The sequence below is a fragment of the Nocardia sienata NBRC 100364 genome, from assembly GCF_001613205.1.
GTDB classification, from domain to species: Bacteria; Actinomycetota; Actinomycetes; order Mycobacteriales; family Mycobacteriaceae; genus Nocardia; species Nocardia sienata.
Genome location: NZ_BDBX01000011.1, coordinates 1 through 15,048, shown reverse-complemented (window position 1 = coordinate 15,048; position 15,048 = coordinate 1). Strand labels below are relative to the sequence as shown.

Genomic DNA, 15,048 nt, shown 5'->3' with positions numbered 1-15,048 from the left:
CCTCAAAGGTTGAGGCCCGTCTCGCCGTTTCGGCCTCGAAAGCGCATGAGCCGAAGGCTCGAGTCTCGAGGCCGAAACGGCGAGACCGAGGGGGCCTCGACCCCGCGGCGCCGGAGGCGCCGCCGAAAACTCAGTGCCCCTGCTCTTCCAAACGTTTGAACGACGCCTGGATCTCGGCCTCCGCTTCCGCCCGGCCCACCCACTCCGAACCCTTGACGAACTTGCCGGGCTCGAGGTCCTTGTACCGCTCGAAGAAGTGCTTGATGGCGGCCAGTTCGAACTCGGGGACATCGCCGAGGTCCTGGATGTGGTCCCAGCGGGGGTCGCCGGCCGGGACACAGAGGATCTTGTCGTCGCCGCCGGCCTCGTCGGTCATCTTGTACATGGCGACAGGCCGCGCTTCGACGATGACGCCCGGGAACACCGAATCGGGCAGCAGGACGAGCGCGTCCAGCGGGTCGCCGTCCTCTCCGAGCGTGTTCTCGATGTAGCCGTAGTCGGCCGGGTAGGCCATGGAGGTGAACAGGAACCGGTCGAGGCGCACGCGCCCGGTTTCGTGATCGACCTCGTATTTGTTGCGCGAACCCTTGGGGATCTCGATGGTGACGTCGAACTCCACGCCAGCTCCTTTCGCTGCTCTCACGATGCGCCGTGGTGGCCGGCCTCGCCGACGCACCCGGTTGTTCGCCGAGAACGGTAGCCGAACACCGATATTGTTGTCGGCGGGCACATGGGTTCAGTGGGGGCTCGGGTGTGATAGTCGCCGGACATGGGAGAAGACGGGCAACGTGGTGGTGCAGGGCGGCAGCGGTATGTATGGTTCGGCCACGCGCCGGCGCCGCGGCGTACGGACGTGGTCGATCATCGTGCTGGTGGTGCTGGCCGGGGCGGCGGCGGTGGCCGCGATGATCCTGAGACCGTGGACGCCGGAGTTCCGGCACGGTGGGCTCACCATCGCCGCGCCGCCCGCGCCGGCCACTGTCTCCCCGCAGGTGGCGCCGGCTCCCGATACCGCGCCCGCCCCGAGTGCGGCGGGTGTCGCGGCGGCGCTCGGCCCGGTGGTCGCCAGTCCCGATCTGGGTGGTTTCGCCGGATCTGTCACCGATGCGGCCAGCGGCACGGTGTTGTGGAGTGAGCGCGCCGATGAGCCGCGCGTGCCCTCGTCGACGGCCAAGATCATGACCACCGCGGCGGCATTGCTCACCCTGCCCGCCGATCAGCGCGTGAACACCAAGGTCGTCGCGGGTTCGGCGCCCAACGAGATCGTGCTGGTGGCCGCGGGTGATCCCACGCTCACCGCCCAGCCGGGCGGGCATGGTTACTACCCGGGCGCGGGCAGTCTGCTGGAGCTGGCCACGCAGGTGCGCAACGCCGATATCCGGGCCGACACGGTCGTGGTGGACACCTCTGCCTATTCGGGCCCGACCATGGCCCGCGGCTGGGATCCGATCGATATCCCCGGCGGCTCCATCGCACCGCTGGAGCCGGTGATGCTCGACGGCGGCCGGCTCGATCCCGCGGGCGAGTATTCGCCGCGGTCGGGGACTCCGGCGCTGGATGTGGGACGGCGACTGGCCACCGAACTCGGTCTCGACCCGGCCAAAGTGCGCGTCGGTACGGCACCGCAGGGAACCAAACGGCTGGGCGAGGTGACTTCCGCGCCATTGCGCGACCGGCTGCGCGACATGATGGTGTATTCGGACAATGTGCTGGCCGAGACCATCGGCCGGGAGGTCGCCCGGGCCACCGGGCGGCCGATGTCGTTCGAGGGGGCCGCGGCCGCGGTGACGGCGGTGCTGGCCGAGCACGGTTTCGATATGGCCGGTGCGACGATGTTCGACTGCAGCGGGCTCTCGGTGGACGACCGCATACCGGCCCGGCTGCTGAACCAGATCCTCCACACCGCGGCCGCTCCCGAACCGGACGCACAGACCACTACCACCGCACGCGCACCGCTCGCGCCGCCGCTGGGCGCGGGCGCGGCCCGGCAGCAGCAGCCGGAACCGGCCGCCGCCACCCTCACGAGCCGTTTGGTGCCGATGCTGGACTATCTGCCGGTCGCAGGTGGTACCGGCTCGCTGAGCAGCCGATATGTCACGCAGAATCAGGGCGGCGCCGGTTGGGTGCGCGCCAAGACCGGAACATTGTCGGTGGCCAGTACGTTGGCTGGTTACGTGCTGGATCGTGACGGCCGGATCCTGACTTTCACGCTGATGTCGAGCGATCGGCCTCCGGAGGTCAGTCGGCCCGCTTTGGACGCCGTCGCGACCACTCTGCGCAACTGTGGATGTTCCTGACGGCTGGAGGGCGCATGACGATTCGACAAGGTCCCGGTGGGCCCGGCGCCCGGACAGTGGCCGAGAGCGGCGGCTCAGGTGAGCAGCGGCGCACTCTCGCGGGTTCGGTGGACTGGCGGTGGGCGGCCCGTACCGGAGCCGCGCTGGTACCGGCCGGGCCCCGTACCTCCCGGCCGGCGGCCGAGCAGGCGGTGGCCGAGCTCAGCGAGGCCTCGGTACGCGCCGAGGCCCCCGTGCGGGCGGTCACCGGTCTGCTCGACGATCAGCCCGTCCCCGCGGCCCGGATCGTGGACCGGCCCGGCTGGATCGGGGCTGCGGCCGACTCCATGGCCCAGCTGACCGGTACCGGAACTCCGGATCGGTCCGGCCTGTTCACCGGTAAACCCGCCGGGGTGCAGGTGGGCGCCATGCTGGCGTTCCTGTCCACCGCGATCCTGGGCCAGTACGACCCGTTCACCGGTCCGGACGGCACGCTCCTGCTGGTGGCCCCGAATATCGTAGGAGTCGAGCGCGCGCTCGCGGTGCCGTCGGCCGATTTCCGATTGTGGGTCTGCCTGCACGAGGTGTGCCACCGGGTCCAGTTCTCGGCGTCGCCGTGGCTGGCCGGGTATATGCGCGAGAATGTCGAGGTACTCGGCGAGATCGGTGACGAGGCGACCTCGGAGATGCTGTCCCGGCTGCTCACCGAGGTGAAACTGCGGCGCAGCGGCCAGGCTTCCGACGACCCGGCCTCCCGCGGGGTGGTGGGACTGTTGCGGGCCACTCAGCCGCCTGCGCAGCGCGCGGCGCTGGACCGATTGCTGCTGCTCGGCACCTTGCTGGAAGGGCATGCCGATCATGTGATGGACGCGGTCGGCCCGAGTGTGGTGCCCTCGGTCGAGGAGATCCGGATGGCGTTCGACAGACGCCGTACCCGGCCCGCGAACCCGGTACAGCGCCTACTGCGCGCGCTGCTCGGTATCGACGCCAAGGTCGCGCAATACGTGCGCGGGAAGGCTTTTGTCGACGAGGTGGTGGGCACGGTGGGCATGCAACGGTTCAACGTGGTGTGGACCGATCCCGATACGCTGCCGCGCACCGAGGAGATCGACGAACCGCGGCGCTGGATCGCCCGCGTCCTGGACTGAGCGGTGCCCTACGCCGAACAGCGGCCGATCCGGTTACCGGAGACGCCCGCGGTGCTGGGTGTGCGGCACGCGGTCCGGGCGTGGCTGGCCGGGTTCGGCCCGACCCGGCGGTGTGTGGCGGTCGCGCTGTCGGGCGGCGCGGATTCCCTGGCGCTCACCGCGGCCGCGCTCGCCGAAGCCGAGGAAGTGCACGCCTTGATCGTGGATCACCGGCTACAGGACGGATCGGATGTGGTCGCGGCGACGGCCGCCGCGACGGCGCGTTCGCTCGGCTGCCGGTCGGCACGGGTGCTGCCGGTAGAGGTGAGCGGGCCCGGCGGGATGGAGGCCGCGGCGCGGAAAGCGCGCTATACGGCTCTGGACGTGGCCCGATCGGGTCTGCCGGTGCTACTCGGCCACACCCTCGACGATCAGGCCGAAACCGTACTGCTGGGACTCGGGCGGGGTTCGGGTGCGCGTTCGATCCAGGGGATGGCCCCGAGCGACGGCCCGTGGGGCCGGCCACTGCTGGGGGTCCGCCGGGAGACGACCCGGCAGTTCTGCGCCGACCTCGAACTGACGCCGTATGAGGATCCGCACAACAGCGCCCCCGAGTTCACCCGGGTACGACTGCGCACCGAGGTGCTGCCGCTGCTCGAGGAGGTGCTCGGCGGCGCGGTGGCGCCGGCGCTGGCCCGGACCGCCGAGCAACTGCGCGAGGACAATGCCGCTCTGGACGCGTTGGCCGGCGATCTGCTGGTGCGGGCCGGCGTCGGATCGCCGGTATGCGCTGTGCTGGCGGAGGCCGCCGCCGCGGTGCGCCGCCGGGCGGTACGAGCGTGGCTGCTCTCCCAGGGGGTACCGGGGGTGAGCGGAGCACATATCCGCGGTATCGACGACCTGGTGGTGGCCTGGCGAGGACAGGGCGGAGTCGCGGTGGGCGGCGGTGAGCGGGGGACCCGGTTGGTCGTCGTTCGTGAGCATGGCAGGCTGACACTTGCCCGCACCGATCGGGAACGCCGAGACCGAAGGGAAACCAGTTGACGTGTACGGGGACGATATCGATTCGGTCCTGATCACCGAAGAAGAAATCGCGGCGAAGGTCAGCGAATTGGCCGAACTGATCGCCAAGCGGTACCCGGCCGATGCGCCGGAGGGCGATCTCCTGCTGATCGGCGTGCTCAAGGGCGCCATTTTCTTCATGACGGATCTGGCCAAAGCTCTGCCGATGCCGACTCAGATGGAGTTCATGGCCGTATCGTCCTACGGATCCTCCACGTCGTCGTCCGGCGTGGTGCGCATCATGAAGGATCTGGACAAGGACATCGCCGGCCGCAACGTGCTCATCGTCGAGGACATCATCGACTCGGGCCTGACCCTGTCGTGGCTGATGCGCAATCTCTCCACCCGCAACCCGGCCTCACTCGAGGTGGTGACCCTGCTGCGCAAGCCCGACGCACTGCGCACCCAGGTCGAGGTCGCCAACGTGGGTTTCGACATCCCGAACGAATTCGTCGTCGGTTACGGTCTCGACTATGCCGAGCGTTACCGGGACCTGCCCTATATCGGCACGCTGCACCCGCGGGTCTACGGCGGCGAAAAGGCCTGAACAGAAGTGTGGGTAGGTGGGCGAACCCACCTACCCACGGACTTCCGCTCGGTCAGGCCGGGATGGCCGGTGGTGCCGCGAACCCGCCGGAAACGGCCCGCTGGCCGAATTCGAGAATGGTCGGCCGGGTGTCGTCGGCGCGCCAGGCGACCGCGAGCTCGCACGGGGGCAGACCGGTGACCGGCCGTGCGGTGAGCCCGGGCCAGCGGTACATGGGTACGTTGTTCTCGGCGAGCAGGCACAGACCCAGTCCGAGCCCGACGGCTTCGAGCCGGTCCTCGGGGGTGGCCGCTTCCGCGCCGATGGTGGCGGGACGGCCGTTGCGGGCGTCGTTACCGAGCCAGAAATCGCGGATGGCGCCGGCTTCGGCGGGCAGTGCGATGAACGGATCGTCGAGCAGGTCCGCGAAGTCGATCATTTCCTGGGCGGCCCGTGGATGATTCTCCGGTAGAAGCACCCAGCGGCGCTCGGTGCGCAGGACCTGCCAGCGGTAGCGGTTCTGGTCGGGTAACGGGAGCCAGACCAGCGCCAGATCGGCCTGGCGGCCGGCAAGACCGCTGGACGGGTCGGTCCACGCGGCGGGGTGCAGGGCCAATCGGTGGCCACTGGCGCTTTCGAGATCGTGTAGCAGCCCACGGCCCAGCGTCGACTGCAGGCCGACACGCAGAACTTCGCCCGCCTCCTGCAGGGAGCTGTTGGTGGTTTCCCAGAGCTCCAGGATCTTGCGGGCGCCGCTGAGCAGTTCCTTACCGGCAACCGTGAGCGCGACACTGCGCTGGTTGCGATCGAACAGGACCACATCGAGCTGACGTTCCAGCTGCCGGATCTGACGCGACAGGGTCGGTTGAGCGATGTGCAGCCGCTGAGCGGCGTTGGTGAAGTGCAGTTCCTCGGCGACGGCGACGAAATACCGCAGATCGCGCAAATGCGGGTCCATAGCACCTTGCTATCAGAATCGTTGCTGAATTTCCAGCCCTAATTTGTTCGGGGGGTCCGCATATTGGGTCCGAAACAGTCAGCAGGTTTGTTAGTGACAGCTTATGGGGTCGCGCGGTGATATGCATCATGGGCTTCACGCATCGCCGACGGCCGGGCGTCGGCGGACGTTACGACGTAAAATATGGCGCGTTTGCGGTGGTAGAGCTGTTCGTTTCCGTATGTGCTGTCACCTCGGCCTATGGAACTGCGGTTCGGTTCGGTGGTGGTCGCGTGAAACGATTTCTCGCCACCGTGTCATCGACTATGCACGTCAAGTGACATTGATCACAATAGGGTTTCGGTGCGGCCTCGATGGGCCCATAGCGGTGCGCCGCGGCCCGTCCGGTGACGGACCGCGGCGTGGGGACCGTGGCTCCGGTTCAGCTTCCCCGGACCCGCTCCTCGTAGGCCTTGCGCTCCTCGGCGTTCACATCGTCGAGGAAGGTCTGGGCCGACCCCATCGACCGCCCCAGGGCATCACCCACCGACTGCGGCAGCAGATTCACGAACACCGACATGGCACCCGCCGCCCGGGTGACCCGCGCCTTGGCCCGGGGTTTGGCGATCAGCCGGACCACCGCCGCGGCGATATCCTCCGGTTCCGCCGCGGGCAGACCCTTCGGCGCCGCCACCCCGGAACCGAGTTCGGTCCGGGTGAGCGTCGGCAGCACCGACGAGAACGACACACCGGTGCCCCGGTACTCCTCGCGCAGTGTGTCGGTGAAACCGAGCACCGCGTGTTTGGAGGCGTTGTAGGTGGCCAGACCCGGAATATGTGTCTCACCGGCCAGCGAGGCGATATTGATGATGTGGCCGCTGCCGCGGGCGAGCATACGGGTCAGCGCGATCTTGGACCCCAGGATCACGCCGTAGACATTGATCTCCAGGATCCGCCGGGTGATCTGGTCGGCTTCCTCGACCAGCCGCCCGGTCGGCATGATGCCCGCATTGTTGATCAGGACATCGATCGGCCCGATCTCGCGTTCCACATCGTCGAGGAATGTGGTGAAGGACTGGATATCGGTCACGTCGAGCCGGCCGTAGTAATCGAAATCGTGGTCGGTGCCCGATTCCTTGACGGTCTTCTCGTCGATATCACCGATCGCGATCTTGGCTCCGAGTTTCTCCAGGGCGATCGCGGTGGCCAGGCCGATACCGCGGGCGCCCCCGGTGATGACGACAACCTTGCCGCGAATGGAGTCGGTCCTGCTCACATCTCCTCCTTCGGAGCGGGTGCATGCGGTCGGCGGAGCCCGTAGTGAAGGCCGAGGGCTCGCCTCATCGGTTCTCTCCCTTGAGCCGCAGCAGCGCGGGGATATCGATCCGGCGCATACCGCGCGCTCCGGCCGCGCGCATGGCGCCGAGCCCGATCAGGATCTTGTTGAGGTCGTACGGCATCCAGGTGAGTTCACGTTCCTGGGTGGGCAGTATCGGCGTGGTGATCGCCTTGGCCCGGCAGTACTTGCGCACCCCGTTGGGCCCACCCCACCGGGCGCCGACACCGGAATCGCCCCAGCCGCCCATCGGCAGCGCGAAATTGAACAGGTTGGCGAAGACATCGTTGATATTGACCGCGCCCGCCTGCAACGCCCGGGCGACCCGTTCGCCGCGCGCCTTGTCGCCCGTCCACACCGTCGCGGACAGCCCGTACACGGAGTCGTTCGCCAACCGGATGGCCTCGGCCTCATCGGCCACCTTCATGACGGGCAGTGTCGGGCCGAAGGTTTCCTCGGTGATACACGACATGGTGTGGTCGACGTCCACCAGCACGGTGGGTTCGAAGAAGGTGCCCACTCCCGTTCGCTTGCCACCGGTCAGGACCTTCGCGCCGGCGGCGACCGCTTCGTCGATATGCCGCTGGACTATGCCGACCTGACTCTCGTTCGCCATGGCGCCCACATCGTTGCGGGGCGTGCGGTCGTCGCGGCCCTGTCTCAGGGACTTGACGTTGGCGGTCAGTTTGGCGACGAATTCGTCGTAGACGGGTGCTTCCACATAGACCCGCTCGACCGAGATGCAGACCTGCCCGGAGTTGAACATGCCGCCGAAGGCGATGCCGTGGGCGGCGCGGTCGAGATCGGCGTCGGCCAGCACGATGGCGGGGTCTTTACCACCCAGTTCCAGGCTGTAGGGGATCATCCGGGCCGCGCAGGCGGCGGCGATCCGGCGGCCGGTAGCGGTGGAACCGGTGAACTGGATGTAGTCGGCGTGCTCGACCACCGCCGCGCCGGTGGCGCTCGCGCCGGTGACGACGGAGAGCACCGGGGGAGCGCCTATCTCGGCCCAGCCGCGGGCGAGTTCGAGCGCGGAGAGGGGAGTTACCTCGGAGGGTTTCAAGATCACCGCGGCGCCGGCGGCCAGCGCCGGGATCACATCGAGCAGCGGCATCGCCAACGGGAAGTTCCACGGCGTGATCACGCCGACCACCGGATACGGTTCGAATACCGTGGTCAGCCGTTTCACCCGGGACAGCGGACTGTGCGGGGCGGGATGTTCGTCGGCGAGGAATTTGGCGGCGCGGCGCGCGTAATAGCCGATGAGATCACTACCGAAGATCGGATCGATGAGCGAATCGACCCGCGGTTTACCTGTCTCGGACTGTAGGACGTCGGCCAGCACCTCGGTGTTGTCGATGATCCAGTCCTGAAGTTTGAGCAGCCATTCCTTGCGCTCGTCGGCGCCGATGGCCTGCCATGCGCGCTGGTGCTCGCGCAACTCGGCGATGGCCGCGACGACCTGCTCGGCCGACATATCCGGTACCGAGCCGACCACCTCGCCGGTGGCGGGATTGAGGACTCGGATCTCCGAGTCCGCGGGCGGGTCCACGGTTTTCACCGTGGCGTCGGGTTGTCCCGATTCGGTTTTGGTCACTGCGTTCTCCCACTGCGTCGTGCTCGGAACCGCTGGGGCCGATCGTTGTGAATCAGCTCACCGGATCGATCGTGACACACTGTGCGAGACACCGCGCCCGGTCGCGGTGTCCGATGCCGGGATCTATTGGGATTCGCGAGCCAACCGGCGCAGTGGCGGCTCGGTTGCCGGGGGCACCCGGCGGTCGGGTAATTCGGCGAGCAGTTCGGTGGTGGCCGCGGCTACGGCGGCTACGGCTTTGTCCACGGCGGGTTTGGTGGCCGAACTCAACCCGGACAGGCCACCGACCTTGCGCACGTACTGCAGTGCGGCGGCATAGATCTCCTGCTCGGTAGCGGCGGGCTCCAGACCTCGCAAGACGGTGATGTTTCTACACATGAATGCACATTAGCGCTGGAACACAGCGCGTGGCAGGGCAAGGAACAAATGTGAAAATACGTTTGCCCGGACCGGTCGGCGCCCATGCGTCCTAGACTCTCGGTATGGCTGCTGCCGGATTGCCCACGCCGACCCCATTTCCCTATCCGGAGCTCGACAAGCGCGAGGAGGACCACTGGTCCGGCGCGCATATCGACGACGACCGCCTGCGCGCGTTGTCGCTGGGCGCCTTCTACTCGGCGCGCTGGGACGCCTTCCACGACGCGCTGCTGCTGGGGCCCGAACGCGACCATCCGCTCGGCGACCGGCGTGAACTGGCCATCGACACCCTCACCGGAGCCTGGGGTATCACCGACGGCACCGAGGCGCGCGCGTCCATGGAACAACTGCTCGAGGGTATGCACGCCCCGCTGTACGCCCTGGTGCATCCACTGGTCACCGCCTCGCTGAACGCCAGCGAACGCGACCGGTTCGGCGAACGCGCCGATCGGCACCGCGCGTTCCTGCGGCAGGTCGCCTCGTTCCGCGGTATCGACAATTCCGAGGCACTCGTCCGCGACTACGACATCTGGTCCCAGGCGATCAAAATCGGTTTCACCGACCATCTGTCGCGTCCCCTGCCGGCCGATATCCACGCCTGGGATCTGGCCCGGGTGGTCGCCGTGGCGCGTATGTCCTACACCGCCGGCTATATCGAAGCCGATGTCGCATGGGACTACCTGGGCCGGGCCCTTCCGCTGGCCCAGCGCAAATACCGCAACTGGCGGCAGTTCGGCGACGCCTACCTGACCGGCTGGACCTATTGGCAGGCCTGTGAGGACCTGGCCGAGCTGAAGGACGGTGGCGTCGACCGCCGCCTGGAACTGCTGCGCCTGTGGCTGCGCCCGACCAGCCCCTGGCGCCGCATCGGTCTGGTGTAGCCGGAATACTTCGGCCGCTCCGCCTACTGCCGCCGATGCGGGTCGCCTGCGGGAGCTAGCTCTGCGTGGCCAGCCACTGGTCGAAGGTCGTCGGCGCGATTCGCGCGTTCTCGGCGGGTAGCAGCGTGTCTCCGGCCATTTCCGGCCCGAACAACGACGACCAGGTAGGCACCAGCCGGACCGAGCGCCCCCGCGCGTCATTGGTGCGGCGGGCCATATCGACCAGGTCCTGCGGTTCCGGTCCCGCGATATCGCGGTAGCGGCCCTGCGGCGCGCCGGTCGCGATCTCGGCGAGGATCGCGGCGACATCGGCCGGGGCGATCGGCTGGACGAGCAGCGGCGCGAGGGTGGCGACGCCGTCCTGCTCGGTCCAGCCGGTGACGGTCGCGGCGAAATCGTGGAATTGGGTCGCCGCGACAATGGTCCAGGGCACTTTGCCCTGCTCCACCAGTCGTTCCTGCTCGCGCTTCCCGGCGTAGTGTGCGTTGCCCTCCACTCGGCCGAGGCCGACGATGGACAGCAGGACGTGGTGTTTCACCCCCGCGCGCTGCTCGGCCGCCAGCAGGTTTCGGGTGGTGCTGCCGAGATAGTCGACGACCTCGGCGCGGTCGGTGCTTTCGACGCTGATGGCGTCCACCACGGCATCGACACCGGCGAGGGCGGTGTCCAGTCCCGCGCCGGTGCGCAGGTCGACGCCGAGTGAGCGGCTGATACGGACGACATCGTGGCCGGCGGCCTGTAGCGCCTCGACGGTGAGAGTTCCGATATTGCCGGTGGCGCCGGCGACGGCGATTCGCATGGTCATGGGCTGTCTCCTCCAGCGGTGGTCATTGCTGCCGGAAGAGTATCTCGGACTAAATAGATCCGCAATATCTTGGATAGAATCACAGGCATGAAGTTGCCGGTGAGTACCGAATGGCTGTTGCACTGCGCCACCTCGCTGGCGCAGCTCGCACCGGGAACGACCGCTTCGGCGGCACAGCTGGCCCAGTACTTCGATCTTCCGGCGCCCTACCTGGCCAAACAGCTCCAGGCTCTGGTCCGGGCCGGCCTGCTCAGCGCCACCACGGGACCCCGAGGCGGGTTCCGGCTGGCCCGGCCGGCCGCAGAGATCACGCTGCTGCAGATCGTCGAGGCGGTGGACGGCGGCGCCTCGCCCTATGAATGCCGCGAAATACGTCAGCAGGGTCGCGGCGGCCTGCCCTCGGAGGAATGCCGCGAGCCATGCCTTCTCGCCGTGAAGATGGCCGAGGCGCACGAGGCGTGGCGGGCGAGCCTGGCCGCCACCTCACTGGCCGGTCTCGTCGCCGAATTGCCCGAGTGGGCCCCTGAACGGACGCGTCGGCGCCTCACGGGCACGCAATAGCGCACACCCGTGCGATTCGATCCGGCTCGTCGGATGGGGCTGTGCGGCCTCGGCCGGCCGCGCGCTGCTCCGCATACCTCACCCACGCTCCCCAAGCCTCCCGCCCGGCCGTTCGAGCGGGAGTTGCGGTGGGTGGTGCGCCTGGATCGGCAACCGGCCAACCCAGGCGGATCGAACAGCCGCGCGGTGGACCATCCCAGATCCGTGCGGCGTTCGCCCCGGCCGGCCGGGGCGTCGGTGTTCAGATGCCCGGCAGGGAGCGAAGAATCCCGCGGCCGTAGCGCTGGAACTGGGTGTCGTCGACCATTCCCAGAGAGTGCCGCTCCACCAGTAACTCCCATTCCGTGTACAGATGCGCGACGCTGGGATCGGCGGGACCGGCCGCACCGTCCACGGCGACCAGCCGGACGGCGAAGTTGATCGCGGTTGCCAGCCGCTCGGAATCCGCGCGATCCATCGCGGTGAAGTACATCGTCGTATTGCCGTCGTGTACTTCCACCAGAGGACGGCGGTCCCGCACCCGGATGTCCTCCACCACCGAGACCGCCTCCTCGGTGGCCCGGGCCCGCATGATCACGGGGATCGGCAGTTCGTGGGCATACGCCTCGCCGGCCCCGAGCGAGACCAGCAGCAGCCGTGCCGTGGTCACGGTGAGCAGGCAGGTGTCGTCCTCACCCACCGGCGGGTGGGCGAGGACACCGGCGGTTTCCAGCACGTATTCGTCGGGGGTGAGGTAACCGGCCAGATCCGCCACCGCGGCCTTGCCCCGTCCGGTCGCCGACATCCGGCGTACGGCGCGCTCCACATCGGCGCGTACCGGCCCGTGCTCGGTCTGTTCGGTGGGTGGCGCGATCAGTTCGGGAGCGGCGATATCGATCCGCTGCGCCGCCAGGATCTGGTCGTTGATGCGGGCGACGATGCCGGCGGCCGCCGGTACATCGTGTTCGGCGATCAGCACTGGTAGCGGGGTCCGGTCGGCCGGAACGCCGACCAGCACGGGGGTCGGATAGCGCAGATATATCTCGATGACCACCGCGTCGTCGGCTCGCCGGCTGAGTCGCACCTCCAGCAGGTCGGTCACCGCCACGTCCAGGACTCGCTCGCCGTCACTCTCGTTTTCGCCGTCGGCACCGGGACGCAGGACGACCAACCGCCCTTCGCCGTGCCGCACGATTGCTGTGGGTGTCCGTAACTCGACTATGTCCATACCCCCTGCGCTCGGGTCGTACGCGATCATCATCGGTCCTACATGCGTGCCATGATTGTGATCACTACGAGATATCACAGACCACGACCCCGGGAACCACCGTGGTTTTCCGGCCGTTTACCTCTTGAACTGCATCACCAGCCGAACTACTGGCTTGCGACGAGTCAGGAAGCGCGATGTATCGACTAGACCGTACGCGGTAACGTGGCATGTCCGCATCCGAATCCGCCCACCGGGCGGCAACGGATGCGGGTTGCGCCGCCCGAGAACGACGCATCGCTAGGCAAAACGCGGAGACGCCTGAAAGGACTGGCCGCCCGGCCGACGCTCTATGAACCGCAAGACAGTGTTTCGTACCCTGGCGATAATCGCGGGCATTCTGCTCGTGATCTATCTGTTCAGTTACTTCGGCAACGACACCCGCGGCTGGCAGAGCGTCGATACGTCGGTGGCGATCAGCCAGCTCGCCGACAAGGAGAACGTCGCCCACGTTCAGATCGATGATCGCGAACAGCAATTGCGGATCGAACTGAAGAACGGGAACGACGCCACCCAGGGCGCCGACAAGATCATCGCGAAGTATCCCGGTGGCAGCGATACCTCGGCCCAGATCTTCAAGGCCGTTCAGGATTCGGGTGCCCAATACAACACGGTGGTCAAACAGGAGAGCTGGCTCACCCAGATCCTGCTGTTCGTCCTGCCCATGGTGATCCTGCTCGGCCTGTTCATCTTCGTGATGTCGCGTATGCAGGGCGGCGGCCGCGGCGGCATGATGGGCTTCGGGAAATCCAAGGCCAAACAGTTGTCGAAGGATATGCCCAAGACCACGTTCGCCGATGTGGCCGGCGCGGACGAGGCGGTCGAAGAGCTCTACGAGATCAAGGACTTCCTGCAGAATCCGGTGCGCTACCAGGCGCTGGGCGCCAAGATCCCGAAGGGCGTCCTGCTCTACGGCCCGCCCGGTACCGGTAAGACCCTGCTCGCGCGTGCCGTGGCGGGCGAGGCGGGGGTCCCGTTCTTCACCATCTCCGGCTCCGATTTCGTGGAGATGTTCGTCGGTGTCGGTGCCTCGCGCGTGCGCGACCTCTTCGAGCAGGCCAAGCAGAACAGCCCCTGCATCATCTTCGTCGACGAGATCGATGCGGTCGGCCGCCAGCGCGGCGCCGGACTCGGCGGCGGTCACGACGAACGCGAACAGACCCTCAACCAGCTGCTGGTCGAGATGGACGGCTTCGGCGATCGCACCGGCATCATCCTGATCGCCGCGACCAACCGTCCCGATATCCTCGACCCCGCCCTGCTGCGGCCGGGCCGGTTCGACCGGCAGATCCCGGTCAGCAATCCCGACCTGGCCGGCCGTCGCGCCATCCTGCGGGTCCACTCGCAGGGCAAGCCGATTTCCCCGGAAGCCGATCTCGACGGCCTGGCCAAGCGCACCGTGGGTATGTCGGGCGCCGACCTGGCCAATGTCATCAACGAGGCCGCCCTGCTCACCGCGCGGGAGAACGGTTCCACCATCACCGGTGACGCGCTCGAGGAATCGGTCGACCGAGTGATCGGCGGGCCGCGCCGTAAGAGCCGGATCATCAGCGAACACGAGAAGAAGATCACCGCCTACCACGAGGGTGGCCACGCGCTGGCCGCCTGGGCGATGCCCGATATCGAACCGGTCTACAAGGTGACGATCCTGGCCCGCGGCCGCACCGGCGGCCACGCCATGACCGTGCCCGAGGACGACAAGGGCCTGATGACCCGTTCGGAGATGATCGCCCGGCTGGTCATGGCCATGGGCGGGCGCGCCGCGGAGGAACTGGTGTTCCACGAGCCGACCACCGGGGCCTCCTCCGATATCGACCAGGCGACCAAGATCTCCCGCGCGATGGTCACCGAATACGGTATGAGCGCTCGCCTCGGGGCGGTGCGGTACGGCCAGGAACAGGGCGATCCCTTCCTGGGCCGTTCCATGGGAACCTCCTCGGACTACTCACACGAGGTCGCCGGCGCCATCGACGTCGAGGTCCGCAATCTCATCGAGGCCGCGCACACCGAGGCGTGGGCGATCCTCAGCGAGTACCGCGATGTGCTCGACGATCTGGCGACCGCGCTGCTCGAACGCGAAACCCTGCACCGCAAGGATCTGGAAACCATCCTCGGTGCGGTGCAGAAGCGGCCCCGGATCACCGCGTTCAACGATTTCGGCGATCGTGTGCCGTCGGACAAACCGCCGGTCAAGACCCCGGGCGAGCTCGCCGCCGAACGCGGAGAACCGTGGCCGCCGCACCCCGCGGTCCCCGCCGGTGTCGGCCCACGCGATCC

General features: G+C 67.7%; 14 protein-coding genes. 7 read left to right on the top strand and 7 right to left on the bottom strand.

Translation table 11 applies throughout. The features are described from left to right. Positions 1-130 precede the first annotated feature (130 nt). Positions 131-619 carry an inorganic diphosphatase gene (locus NS4_RS09680; protein WP_030524167.1) on the bottom strand — a complete coding sequence of 163 codons (489 nt, stop codon included), beginning with the start codon at positions 617-619 and terminating at the stop codon, positions 131-133. A gap of 193 nt (positions 620-812) precedes the next feature. On the opposite strand from NS4_RS09680, the gene NS4_RS09675 reads away from it, so the two are divergent. The 4 genes from NS4_RS09675 to hpt are packed head-to-tail and all read left to right on the top strand — an operon-like array spanning position 813 to position 5,012. Next, positions 813-2,297, top strand: coding sequence for a D-alanyl-D-alanine carboxypeptidase/D-alanyl-D-alanine-endopeptidase (locus NS4_RS09675; protein WP_063059196.1), 1,485 nt, complete (start codon positions 813-815; stop codon positions 2,295-2,297). Positions 2,298-2,311: 14 nt separating this feature from the next. After that, positions 2,312-3,424 carry a zinc-dependent metalloprotease gene (locus NS4_RS09670; RefSeq protein ID WP_084487063.1) on the top strand — a complete coding sequence of 371 codons (1,113 nt, stop codon included), beginning with the start codon at positions 2,312-2,314 and terminating at the stop codon, positions 3,422-3,424. Between the two features lie 3 nt (positions 3,425-3,427). After that, positions 3,428-4,447, top strand: coding sequence for a tRNA lysidine(34) synthetase TilS (tilS, locus tag NS4_RS09665; protein ID WP_439955769.1), 1,020 nt, complete (start codon positions 3,428-3,430; stop codon positions 4,445-4,447). Position 4,448: 1 nt separating this feature from the next. Continuing rightward, a complete protein-coding gene (gene hpt / locus NS4_RS09660) occupies positions 4,449-5,012 on the top strand; it encodes a hypoxanthine phosphoribosyltransferase (protein WP_063059191.1) in 564 nt (187 codons plus the stop codon). Between the two features lie 52 nt (positions 5,013-5,064). Here the strand turns inward: hpt and NS4_RS09655 are convergent, their stop codons facing one another. The 4 genes from NS4_RS09655 to NS4_RS09640 all read right to left on the bottom strand — a co-directional run bounded on the left by NS4_RS09655 (position 5,065) and on the right by NS4_RS09640 (position 9,239). Next, positions 5,065-5,949: a LysR family transcriptional regulator gene (locus NS4_RS09655; RefSeq protein ID WP_063059190.1), complete on the bottom strand. Its 885-nt coding sequence runs from the start codon at positions 5,947-5,949 to the stop codon at positions 5,065-5,067. A gap of 421 nt (positions 5,950-6,370) precedes the next feature. Beyond that, the gene (locus tag NS4_RS09650; protein ID WP_063059189.1) at positions 6,371-7,204 is read right to left on the bottom strand and encodes an SDR family oxidoreductase; all 834 of its coding nucleotides are present in this window, start codon (positions 7,202-7,204) and stop codon (positions 6,371-6,373) included. 64 nt (positions 7,205-7,268) lie between these two features. Next, positions 7,269-8,861 carry an aldehyde dehydrogenase family protein gene (locus NS4_RS09645; RefSeq protein ID WP_084487062.1) on the bottom strand — a complete coding sequence of 531 codons (1,593 nt, stop codon included), beginning with the start codon at positions 8,859-8,861 and terminating at the stop codon, positions 7,269-7,271. Between the two features lie 123 nt (positions 8,862-8,984). Beyond that, complete coding sequence (locus tag NS4_RS09640; protein ID WP_030524159.1) at positions 8,985-9,239, bottom strand: DUF2277 domain-containing protein; 255 nt, start codon at positions 9,237-9,239, stop codon at positions 8,985-8,987. A 104-nt stretch (positions 9,240-9,343) separates the two neighbouring features. On the opposite strand from NS4_RS09640, the gene NS4_RS09635 reads away from it, so the two are divergent. Continuing rightward, positions 9,344-10,159 (top strand): DUF1266 domain-containing protein, encoded by an 816-nt coding sequence (locus NS4_RS09635; protein ID WP_063059188.1) that lies wholly within the window; start codon positions 9,344-9,346, stop codon positions 10,157-10,159. A 55-nt stretch (positions 10,160-10,214) separates the two neighbouring features. Here the strand turns inward: NS4_RS09635 and NS4_RS09630 are convergent, their stop codons facing one another. Continuing rightward, on the bottom strand, positions 10,215-10,964 hold the full coding sequence (locus NS4_RS09630; protein ID WP_245665224.1) for an SDR family oxidoreductase: 750 nt from the start codon (positions 10,962-10,964) through the stop codon (positions 10,215-10,217). An 87-nt stretch (positions 10,965-11,051) separates the two neighbouring features. Here NS4_RS09630 and NS4_RS09625 point away from each other — a divergent pair, with 87 nt between their 5' ends. Next, positions 11,052-11,525: an RrF2 family transcriptional regulator gene (locus NS4_RS09625; protein ID WP_063059187.1), complete on the top strand. Its 474-nt coding sequence runs from the start codon at positions 11,052-11,054 to the stop codon at positions 11,523-11,525. A gap of 241 nt (positions 11,526-11,766) precedes the next feature. On the opposite strand, the gene NS4_RS09620 is transcribed toward NS4_RS09625, so the two are convergent. Further along, positions 11,767-12,765, bottom strand: a complete 999-nt coding sequence (locus tag NS4_RS09620) for a hypothetical protein (protein WP_245665222.1) — start codon at positions 12,763-12,765, stop codon at positions 11,767-11,769. A 298-nt stretch (positions 12,766-13,063) separates the two neighbouring features. On the opposite strand from NS4_RS09620, the gene ftsH reads away from it, so the two are divergent. After that, positions 13,064-15,048, top strand: a 1,985-nt coding sequence (gene ftsH / locus NS4_RS09615; protein WP_063059185.1) for an ATP-dependent zinc metalloprotease FtsH, incomplete at its 3' end; no start/stop codon positions are given.